Source organism: Saccharothrix sabaoui (assembly GCF_051756985.1).
Lineage (GTDB): Bacteria > Actinomycetota > Actinomycetes > Mycobacteriales > Pseudonocardiaceae > Actinosynnema.
The window spans coordinates 99032-108091 of sequence record NZ_JBPKJK010000004.1; the positions used below are offsets into that span (position 1 = coordinate 99032).

Below are 9060 nucleotides of genomic sequence, written 5' to 3' on the forward strand. Positions count from 1 at the left end.
GGCACACTGTTGGATTGTTGAACGATGCATCGTGGATCGCCTTGGCTGTCTGCGTATGGTTGGTCACATGTCGTCACCAGGCCGGGCCACCGCAGTGGCCACCCGCCCCCGTGAACGCGCCGACGCGGCCCGCAACCGGGCCCGGGTGCTGGCCGCCGCGGAAGAGGTGTTCCTCGCCGCCGGCGGGGCCGTCGGGGTCACCATGGAGGACATCGCGCGGTCGGCGGGCGTGGGGCGGGCGACGCTCTACCGGCGCTACCCGGACGTCACCTCGATCGCGCAGGCGCTGCTGGACGAGCACGAGTCCGAGATCAAGGACCGCGTCCTCGCCGGCCCGCCGCCCCTGGGGCCGGGCGCGCCGCCGGACGAGCGGCTGGCCGCCTTCTACCGCGTCATGGTGGCGCTGCTGGAGCGGCACCTCCACCTGGTCCTCGGCGCCGAGACCGGCGGGGCCAGGTTCCGGGCCGGGGCCTACGAGTTCTGGCGGCGGCACGTGGAGGGGCTGGTCGACGGCGCGCCCAGCGCCGTCGTGGACGCGCTCATGGCACCGCTGGCCCCCGAGGTCTACCGCTACCAGAGACAGGTGCGGGGCCTGGCCGCCGACGACGTGGTGGCGGGCCTCGACTGGCTCACGAGACGTGTCTACGCAGGTAGCTAGGCGGCACGGCGGACGTCAGCCAGACCCCGTTCGCGCTCACCCGGAACTCGTGGCCGTCGGCGCGCATCGCCGCCGCGTCCACCACCAGCACCACCGGCCGGCCCCGCCGCGCGCCGACCCGCACCGCGGTCTCCTCGGTCGCCGACAGGTGCACGTCGTGCCGCCGCATCGGCAGCAGCCCCTCGCGGAGGACGTCGTCCAGCACCGCGCCGACCGTGCCGTGGTAGAGCACCGCGGGCGGCTCCGCGACGGGCAGGCCGAGCTCGACCTCCACCGTGTGGCCCTGACTGGCGCGGATGCGCCCGTCGACCACCTCGTACCGCTTCTTGTCGTTGCGCGCCACGACCTCCAGCACGCGGTCGCGCGGCACGCCCAGCGCCGCCGTGAACCGGTCGAGGTCCACCCAGCCCGCCTCGTCGAGCACCAGCCCGACCGACTCCGGGGCGTGCCGCAGCACCTTGGACATCCGCTTCGACAGGCGGGTCATCTCCTTCTCCTGCACGGCCCCAGTGCAGCACGCCGGGCAAGCGGGTTTCAGGTGCCGCCCTCGCTGGCGGGCTTCAGCTTCGGCGCGCCCGGACCGTCCGCGGCCTGGCCGTCCTCGAAGTTGTGCAGGAAGCAGCTGCGCAGCGACAGGCACCCGCAGCCGATGCACGACGTCAACCTGTCGCGCAGCCGGATCAGCGCGTCGATGCGGGCGTCCAGCTCGCCCTGCCAGCCGGCCGACAGCCTGCTCCAGTCGGACTTGGTGGGCGTCCGGCCGTCGGGCAGGGCCGCCAGCGCGTCGTGCACGTCCTCCAGCGACAGGCCGACCCGCTGCGCGGTGCGGATGAACGCCAGCCGCCGGAGCACCGACCGCGCGTACCGCCGCTGGTTGCCCGCCGTGCGCTCGGACGCGATCAGCCCGCGCTCCTCGTAGAACCGCAGCGCGGTGTGCGGCACGCCGCTGCGCTCGGCCACCTGACCGATGGTCAACATCTCCGGCAACTTGCTCACGTGCGCATCCTATGGGTTGACCTCTACTTAAGTCGAAGTTGTTCGCTGGGTCCATGACGGTTGCGGACAGGCTCGGCCACGCGGACCTCCCCGCGTTGTTCGGGCGCATGACGGGGGACGAGAAGCACGAGTGGGCGGCGGCGTCGACGCTCGACGTGCTGTGGGTGCTCTACGACCGGGTGCTGGACGTGTCGCCGGACCGGGTGGACGACCCGGACCGCGACCGGTTCCTGCTGTCGAAGGGGCACGGGCCGATGGCGTACTACGCCGTGCTGGCCGCGAAGGGGTTCCTGGACCCCTCCCTGCTGGACGGGTGGACGACGTGGGGCTCGCCGCTGGGGCAGCACCCGGACCGCGTGCTGGTCAACGGCGCGGAGATCGGCAGCGGGTCGCTGGGGCACGGCCTGCCGCTGGCCGTCGGCACCGCGCTCGGCCTGCGGTTCCAGGGGCGCGCGGCGCGGACGGTGGTGCTGGTCGGCGACGCCGAGCTGGACGAGGGCAGCAACCACGAGGCCATCGCGCTGGCCGGCCGGTTCGCGCTCGACTCGCTCACCGCCGTGGTGGTGGACAACGAGTCCGGCACGCACGGGTGGCCCGGCGGCGTGGCCGCGCGGTTCGCCGTCGAGGGGTGGGACACCTCCACAGTGGACGGACGCGACCACGACGCGCTGCACGGGGCGTTCACGCGGGAGCACGCCGGCCGTCCGCTGGCCGTGGTGGCGAAGGTGGTGGGGGAGCGATGAGCGGGATGCGGCAGGTGTTCGTGGACACCGTCGAGGAGGTCATGCGGCACGACCCGCGGGTCGTCGTCGTGCTCGCCGAGATCTCGCGCGACGCGTTCCGCCCGCAGGAGCGGGTGGTCAACGTCGGCATCCGCGAACAGGCCATGGTCGGCGTCGGCGGGGGGCTGGCGCTGGCCGGGATGCGGCCCGTGGTGCACAGCTACGCGCCGTTCCTGGTCGAGCGGCCCTTCGAGCAGGTCAAGCTCGACTTCGGGCACCAGGACGTGGGCGGGGTGCTGGTCAGCGTCGGCGCCTCCTACGACGACCCGGCGTGGGGGCGCACGCACCAGGCGCCCGGCGACGTGGCGCTGTTCGACACCCTGCCCGGCTGGACCGTGCACGTGCCGGGGCACCGCGACGAGGTGGGCCCGCTCGTGCGCCGCGCGCTGGCCGGGGACGACCGCGTCTACCTCAGGCTCTCCCTGCGGGAGAACGCCGCGCCGCACCCGGTGGTCGAGGGGTTCACCGAGGTGCGGCGCGGCGCGCGGGGCGTGGTCGTGGCGGTCGGGCCGGTGCTGGACACCGTGCTCGCGGCCACCGCCGGCGTCGACGTGACCGTGCTGTACGCGACGACGGTCCGGCCGTTCGACGCCGAGGGGCTGCGCGCCGCCGTCCGGGCGGGGCGGGCGAACGACGTGCTGCTGGTCGAGCCGTACCTGGAGGGCACGTCGGCGCACGCGGCGGCCGAGGCGCTGGGTGACGTGCCGCACCGGCTGCGGTCGCTCGGCGTGCGCCGGGACGCGGAGCTGCGCGCCTACGGCACGGCCGAGGACCACGATTCGGCGCACGACCTCGACGTGCCCGGCGTCGCCGCGGCCGTGCGTCGGATGTTCGGCCGACCGACGGCTGCGGCATGATCTCCGCCTGTGAGCGTGCCGAGAACCCTGATCTGGACACCCGCGCCGACCGCCGAGCTCCAGCTCAACCTGCACCGCGCGGTCGCGGGCCCGGCGGCGCTGGTGCCCGTGGCGTCCGGGACGGTGCTGCTGCCGCGCAGGCAGATCACGTTCCGGGCCGCCGCCGAGCTGGCCGAGCGCGTCCGCGCGACGGGCACCTCGGCCCTCCTGGTGCGGTGGAGCCCGAACGCCGAGGTGTGGACGGACGGCGGGGCGGCCGGCTTCACCGGCGCGCCGCGCCGCCTGGTGGGCCTGCTCCACTGGTGGCGCCTGGACGCGCGACCGGGCCCCGCCGCCCTGCCCCCCGACGTGGCCGAGGTCCGGGCACTGGTCGACGAGGGCCGGGCCGACACCTGGGTGACGAACCTGCCGACCGGTGCGGGCCTGCCGATCAACACCGTGCTGCCGGTGGTCCCGGTCACCCAGGGCGGCTCGCCCCTGGCCTGACCGGCGCGCGCCGGCCCCGCGGGTAGGCTGGTCACGTGGCACGAGTCGTCGTTCTGGACTACGGATCAGGCAACCTCCGCTCCGCCGAACGCGCCCTGCAGCGCGTGGGCGCCGAGGTGGAGGTCACGGCCGACCACCGTGCCGTGCTGGAGGCCGACGGGCTCGTCGTGCCCGGCGTCGGGGCGTTCGCCGCCTGCGTGGAGGGCCTGAACGCGGTCAGGGGCGGTCGCCTGATCGGGCAGCGCCTGGCCGGCGGGCGGCCCGTGCTCGGCATCTGCGTCGGCATGCAGGTCCTGTTCGAGAAGGGCATCGAGCACGGCGTGCACAGCGAGGGCTGCGGCGAGTGGCCCGGCACGGTGGAGCGGCTGGAGGCGCCCGTCGTGCCGCACATGGGCTGGAACACGGTCGAGGCCCCCGAGGGGTCGGCGCTGTTCGCCGGCCTCGATGCGGGCACCCGGTTCTACTTCGTCCACTCCTACGGGGTGCGGAAGTGGGAGCTGAACGACACCGGCGCGCTCAAGCCCCCGCTGGTGACGTGGTCCGAGCACGGCGGCGACCGGTTCGTCGCCGCGGTCGAGAACGGGCCGCTGTGGGCGACCCAGTTCCACCCGGAGAAGTCCGGCGACGCGGGCGCGCACCTGCTGGAGAACTGGCTCAAGAGCGTCAACTAGGCTGTTCGCGTGACCTTCACGCTCCTCCCCGCCGTCGACGTGGTCGACGGCCAGGCCGTCCGCCTCGTCCAGGGCGAGGCCGGCACCGAGACCTCCTACGGCAGCCCGCTGGACGCCGCGCACGCGTGGCAGCGCGACGGCGCGGAGTGGGTCCACCTGGTCGACCTCGACGCCGCGTTCGGCCGGGGGAGCAACCGCGAGCTGATCGCCCGCGTGGTCGGCGAGCTGGACGTGCGGGTCGAGCTGTCCGGCGGCATCCGCGACGACGCCTCGCTGGCCACCGCGCTCGCCACCGGCTGCGCCCGGGTCAACCTGGGCACCGCCGCGATCGAGGACCCCGAGTGGTGCGCGAAGGCCATCGCCGAGCACGGCGAGAAGATCGCCGTTGGCCTGGACGTGCGGATCACCCCGGAGGGCTACCGGGTCGCCGGCCGGGGCTGGACGACCGACGGCGGCGACCTGTGGGAGGTGCTGGAACGGCTCGACCGGGACGGCTGCGCCCGCTACGTGGTGACCGACGTCAGCAAGGACGGCACGCTCACCGGCCCGAACGTGGACCTGCTGCGCGAGGTCTGCGCGCGCACCGACGCCCCGGTGATCGCCTCCGGCGGCGTGTCCAGCGTGGCGGACCTGGTGGCGCTGGCCGCGCTGGACCGCGACGGCGTGGAGGGCGCGATCGTCGGCAAGGCGCTGTACGCGGGCGCGTTCACGCTCCCCGAGGCGCTTGCCGCCGTGCGCGGCTGATCGCGTCCCCGATCTCCCGCACGACGTGGGCCTCCGCGGCCTCCAGGGTGACCCCCGTGTCGCCCAGGGCCTTGGCCGCGGCGCCCTCGCGCTCGGCGAGCAGGCCGAGCAGCACGTGCTCGGTGCCCACGAAGCGGTGACCCAGGCGCAGTGACGCGCGCACGGCCAGCTCCAGCGCCTTCTTGCAGCGCGTGCTGAACGGCTGCGGGTCGGGGCGCTCGTGCACGGCCGGGTCCAGGGCGTTGAGCACGGCCAGCCGCGTCGTGCCCTCGGCGGCTTCCAGCTTCGCGACGGTCTTCGCGGCCAGGCCGCCCGACTCGTCGAGCAGGCCCAGCAGCAGGTGCTCGGTGCCGATCCGCTCGCTGAACCGGGCGTGGTGGCGGGCCAGCACGACGACCCGCCGCGCCCGGTCGGTGTAGCGGTCGTGGGCGGCGGGCGTGAAGTCGGCGGACTCCTTGGGCACGAACCGCTTCTGCGCGGCCTGCTTGGTCACGCCGATGCTCTCGCCGATGTCGGTCCAGCTCGCGCCGGAGCGGCGCGCCTCGTCCACGAAGTGCCCGATGAGGTGGTCGCCGAGCTCGTCGAGCTGACCGCTCATCTCGACGGCGACCGCCAACCGGCCGAGCGCGTCGGCGTGCTCGGCCGCGACGGCGACGATGAGGTCGGTGAGCTGCACCGGGGTGACCACCATGCGTCAACTCTAGGTTGACGGTAAAGAGGCGTCAACTCCCGGTTGACGGGTGGATCTCGATGCCGACCGTGCCCCCGGCACCCCGGCGCAGGCGGCTGCCCAGCAGGGTCAGCCTGCCCATCAGGCCGTACTTGCGCGCGATCATCGACCGGACCCGGTCGCTGCCCGCCCGGTCCAGCAGGGTCGCCGTGGCGGGCACCTGCTCACCGGTCGGGTTGCCCTTGAAGTCGCACGGCCCCACCCGCACGTCACCGCTGTTGCGGATGCGCTTGACCTTGCCCGCGTCGGCCGCCGACCACGCGTAGAGCGCGTCGCCGTCGCCGACCACCCACACCGGGGTGGGCACCGCCGCGCCGCTGCGGCGGAACGTGGTCAGCAGCAGGTACTTGCCGTCTCCGAGGTCCATGGGCACAACGTAGGGTGCCCCGGGAAAGAGCAAAGGCCCCGCCCCCCTGGTGGGGGACAGGGCCTCGACGTCACGTCAGGTCAGATGGCCTGGACGTTGGTGGCCTGCGGGCCCTTGGCGCCCTGGCCGACGTCGAAGCTCACCCGCTGGTTCTCCTCCAGGCTGCGGTAGCCGCCGCTCTGGATCTCCGAGTAGTGGACGAACACGTCCGCGCCACCGTTCTCCGGGGTGATGAAGCCGAAGCCCTTTTCGGAGTTGAACCACTTCACGGTGCCCTGAGCCATCTTCAAATCTCCTCATACTGCTGCCGCCGGGCGAACGCACCGACGGGGCCGGTCCAAACGCATGGACCCTGAGGAATCACACGCTCAAACGCGTTTCGCGAGCGTGGAAGACACGGACACAAAACCTTCGACCTCCTCTAGTTAACCACACTTCGGGCCGGATGTCCCGCGCGATCCACGATCGGGTGATCCCCGTAGGCTTTTACCCATGTCAGTAGCGGTGCGCGTGATCCCCTGCCTGGACGTCGACCGGGGGCGGGTCGTCAAGGGCGTCAACTTCACCAACCTCGTCGACGCGGGCGACCCGGTCGAGCTGGCGCGCGCCTACGACGCCGAGGGCGCCGACGAGCTGACCTTCCTGGACGTGACCGCGTCGTCCGGCGACCGGGAGACCACGTTCGACGTCGTCCGCCGCACCGCCGAGCAGGTCTTCATCCCGCTCACCGTGGGCGGCGGCGTGCGCACGCCCGAGGACGTGGACAAGCTGCTGCGCTCCGGCGCGGACAAGGTGAGCGTCAACACCGCCGCCATCGCCCGCCCCGAGCTGCTGGGCGAGCTGTCCCGCCGGTTCGGCGCGCAGTGCATCGTGCTGTCGGTCGACGCGCGCCGCGTGCCCGAGGGGGAGCGGCCCACGCCGTCCGGCTTCGAGGTCACCACGCACGGCGGTCGCCGGGGCACCGGCATCGACGCGGTCGAGTGGGCCGCGCGGGGCCAGGAGCTGGGCGTCGGCGAGATCCTGCTCAACTCGATGGACGCGGACGGCACCAAGGCCGGGTTCGACCTGGAGCTGATCCGGTCCACCCGCGCGGTCGTCGACGTGCCGCTCATCGCCAGCGGCGGCGCCGGGCGGCTGGAGCACTTCCCGCCCGCCGTGGCCGAGGGCGCGGACGCCGTGCTCGCGGCCAGCGTGTTCCACTTCGGCGCGCTGCGCATCGGCGACGTGAAGAAGGGCCTGCGCGACGCGGGCGTGGAGGTCCGCTGATGGCCGGCCCGCGCAACGCGCCCACCGAGGTGCTGCTCGCCACCGCCATCGGCGCCGCCGGCGCGGTGCTGTTCGTGCTCATGGGCGTCGTGCGGTGGCAGGTGGAGTCGGACCCGTACTGGGTGCGCTTCCCGGTGATCCTCGCGGTGCTGTCGCTGCTCGCCGTGGCCGGCCTGCTCGCCGGCTGGCGACCCGCCCGGCTGACCGCCGCGTTCGTCTTCGGCCTGGTGGCGCTGGTCCACCTGCTGGCCGTGCTCAACCAGGGGCCGGTGTGGATCAGGGTGCTGTCCGGCCTGCTCTCCGCCGTCCACGTGTTCGCCGTGGTGCTGCTCAACACCCGACCCGCCCTGGTCCACTTCCGCGGAGGACGCCCGTGACCGGCGCGCTCGACCCCTCGATCGCCTCCCGCCTCAAGCGCACCGCCGACGGGCTGGTGTGCGCCGTCGTCCAGCGGCGCGGGACCGGCGAGGTGCTGATGGTGGCCTGGATGGACGACGAGGCCCTGCACAGCACGCTGACCACGCGCCGCGCCACGTACTTCTCGCGCAGCCGGCAGCGGCAGTGGGTGAAGGGCGAGACGTCCGGGCACACCCAGTACGTGCACGAGGTGCGGCTGGACTGCGACGGCGACGCGCTGCTGGTGGTCGTGGACCAGGTCGGTGGCGCGTGCCACACCGGCGACGCGACCTGCTTCGACGCCGACCTGCTGCTGGGGCCCGCCGGACGACCACCTGCCCAGGGGACGCCCGACCAGGGGACGCCCGACTAGGGGGTCGTCCCCTCGGAGGGCACCGGCCGGTCGAGGTCGCCGGTCAGGTAGCGCTGGAGGTTCGGCGCGATCGCCCGGACCACGGTGTCCACGTCGGCCGAGGCGAACGGCTCGAAGCGCACCACGTACCGGATGATGCCCATGCCGAAGATCTGGCTGGCCAGCAGCGTGGCGCGCAGGTCGGCGTCGGGCACGTCCAGCCGGCAGACCACGCGCTTGAGCAGGGTCTGCACGAAGAACTCCTGGAGCACGCCGGCGACCTGCTCCTGCGAGGTGACGCTGCGGACCAGGGCCGCGAACTGGCCGCCGCCGGTGGCGTCCCAGATGGTCACGAAGTTGCGCACGATCCGCTCGCCGATCTCCTCGGGCGGACCGTCGAGCAGCTGTTCGACCAGCGCGTTCGGGTCGATGGGCACCTGGAGGACGGCCTTGGCGAACAGGCCCTCCTTGCCGCCGAACCAGTGGTTGACCATGGCCGCGTCCACGCCGGCCCGCGTCGCGATCGAGCGCACCGTGGCCCCCTCGTAACCGCGCTCGACGAACACCTCGCGCGCGGCCTGGAGCAGCGCGGCCCTGGTGTCCTCGCCGCCGGCGCGGCGGCCTCGGCGCTTCGGTCCGGTGCGGTTCGGGCTCTGGTCCACCCCCCCATCATGGGCGACCACCGCAAATCGTTCGGCGGACGATGGACTTCACCGGGCGCGGGACCTCCCGCCGGCATCGGTCACAATGTCGCC

General features: G+C 73.6%; 15 protein-coding genes. 9 read left to right on the top strand and 6 right to left on the bottom strand.

What is annotated here, in order from left to right; translation table 11 throughout:
* Positions 1-67: 67 nt before the first annotated feature.
* Positions 68-658, top strand: a complete 591-nt coding sequence (locus tag ACR807_RS02550) for a TetR/AcrR family transcriptional regulator (RefSeq protein WP_438919524.1) — start codon at positions 68-70, stop codon at positions 656-658.
* Here ACR807_RS02550 and ACR807_RS02555 read toward each other — a convergent pair.
* Both ACR807_RS02555 and soxR read right to left on the bottom strand, forming a co-directional pair.
* Complete coding sequence (locus ACR807_RS02555; RefSeq protein WP_438919525.1) at positions 630-1145, bottom strand: RNA 2'-phosphotransferase; 516 nt, start codon at positions 1143-1145, stop codon at positions 630-632. The genes ACR807_RS02550 and ACR807_RS02555 overlap by 29 nt on opposite strands.
* A gap of 47 nt (positions 1146-1192) precedes the next feature.
* The gene (gene soxR / locus ACR807_RS02560) at positions 1193-1654 is read right to left on the bottom strand and encodes a redox-sensitive transcriptional activator SoxR (RefSeq protein ID WP_438919526.1); all 462 of its coding nucleotides are present in this window, start codon (positions 1652-1654) and stop codon (positions 1193-1195) included.
* Between the two features lie 53 nt (positions 1655-1707).
* Here soxR and ACR807_RS02565 point away from each other — a divergent pair, with 53 nt between their 5' ends.
* Genes ACR807_RS02565 through priA form a run of 5 tightly spaced genes read left to right on the top strand, consistent with a single transcriptional unit; the run spans position 1708 to position 5194 of the window.
* Complete coding sequence (locus tag ACR807_RS02565) at positions 1708-2397, top strand: thiamine pyrophosphate-binding protein (protein WP_438919527.1); 690 nt, start codon at positions 1708-1710, stop codon at positions 2395-2397.
* Complete coding sequence (locus ACR807_RS02570; RefSeq protein ID WP_438919528.1) at positions 2394-3293, top strand: transketolase family protein; 900 nt, start codon at positions 2394-2396, stop codon at positions 3291-3293. Before ACR807_RS02565 ends, ACR807_RS02570 begins: the two co-directional genes overlap by 4 nt.
* A 9-nt stretch (positions 3294-3302) precedes the next feature.
* Entirely contained in the window at positions 3303-3779 is a 477-nt protein-coding gene (locus ACR807_RS02575) for a hypothetical protein (protein WP_438919529.1), read from the top strand.
* A gap of 35 nt (positions 3780-3814) precedes the next feature.
* On the top strand, positions 3815-4450 hold the full coding sequence (hisH, locus tag ACR807_RS02580) for an imidazole glycerol phosphate synthase subunit HisH (RefSeq protein WP_438919530.1): 636 nt from the start codon (positions 3815-3817) through the stop codon (positions 4448-4450).
* Positions 4451-4459: 9 nt separating this feature from the next.
* Entirely contained in the window at positions 4460-5194 is a 735-nt protein-coding gene (priA, locus tag ACR807_RS02585; RefSeq protein ID WP_438919531.1) for a bifunctional 1-(5-phosphoribosyl)-5-((5-phosphoribosylamino)methylideneamino)imidazole-4-carboxamide isomerase/phosphoribosylanthranilate isomerase PriA, read from the top strand.
* On the opposite strand, the gene ACR807_RS02590 is transcribed toward priA, so the two are convergent.
* The 3 genes from ACR807_RS02590 to cspE form a co-directional block, all read right to left on the bottom strand.
* Positions 5157-5885 carry a Clp protease N-terminal domain-containing protein gene (locus ACR807_RS02590; protein ID WP_438919532.1) on the bottom strand — a complete coding sequence of 243 codons (729 nt, stop codon included), beginning with the start codon at positions 5883-5885 and terminating at the stop codon, positions 5157-5159. The two genes, priA and ACR807_RS02590, sit on opposite strands and share 38 nt — an antisense overlap.
* Before the next feature lie 31 nt (positions 5886-5916).
* Positions 5917-6291 carry a PPOX class F420-dependent oxidoreductase gene (locus tag ACR807_RS02595; protein WP_438919533.1) on the bottom strand — a complete coding sequence of 125 codons (375 nt, stop codon included), beginning with the start codon at positions 6289-6291 and terminating at the stop codon, positions 5917-5919.
* Positions 6292-6371: 80 nt separating this feature from the next.
* Positions 6372-6575, bottom strand: a complete 204-nt coding sequence (gene cspE / locus ACR807_RS02600; protein ID WP_306749780.1) for a transcription antiterminator/RNA stability regulator CspE — start codon at positions 6573-6575, stop codon at positions 6372-6374.
* Between the two features lie 208 nt (positions 6576-6783).
* Between cspE and hisF the strand changes: the two genes are divergently transcribed.
* From hisF to hisI, 3 genes are read left to right on the top strand one after another with little or no spacing between them, the layout of a single operon-like run.
* On the top strand, positions 6784-7557 hold the full coding sequence (hisF, locus tag ACR807_RS02605; RefSeq protein ID WP_438919534.1) for an imidazole glycerol phosphate synthase subunit HisF: 774 nt from the start codon (positions 6784-6786) through the stop codon (positions 7555-7557).
* A complete protein-coding gene (locus ACR807_RS02610) occupies positions 7557-7934 on the top strand; it encodes a hypothetical protein (protein ID WP_438919535.1) in 378 nt (125 codons plus the stop codon). The genes hisF and ACR807_RS02610 overlap by 1 nt, the downstream gene beginning before the upstream one ends.
* Positions 7931-8326, top strand: coding sequence for a phosphoribosyl-AMP cyclohydrolase (hisI, locus tag ACR807_RS02615; protein ID WP_438919536.1), 396 nt, complete (start codon positions 7931-7933; stop codon positions 8324-8326). Before ACR807_RS02610 ends, hisI begins: the two co-directional genes overlap by 4 nt.
* Here the strand turns inward: hisI and ACR807_RS02620 are convergent.
* Entirely contained in the window at positions 8323-8967 is a 645-nt protein-coding gene (locus tag ACR807_RS02620) for a TetR/AcrR family transcriptional regulator (protein ID WP_438919537.1), read from the bottom strand. The two genes, hisI and ACR807_RS02620, sit on opposite strands and share 4 nt — an antisense overlap.
* Positions 8968-9060 lie beyond the last annotated feature (93 nt).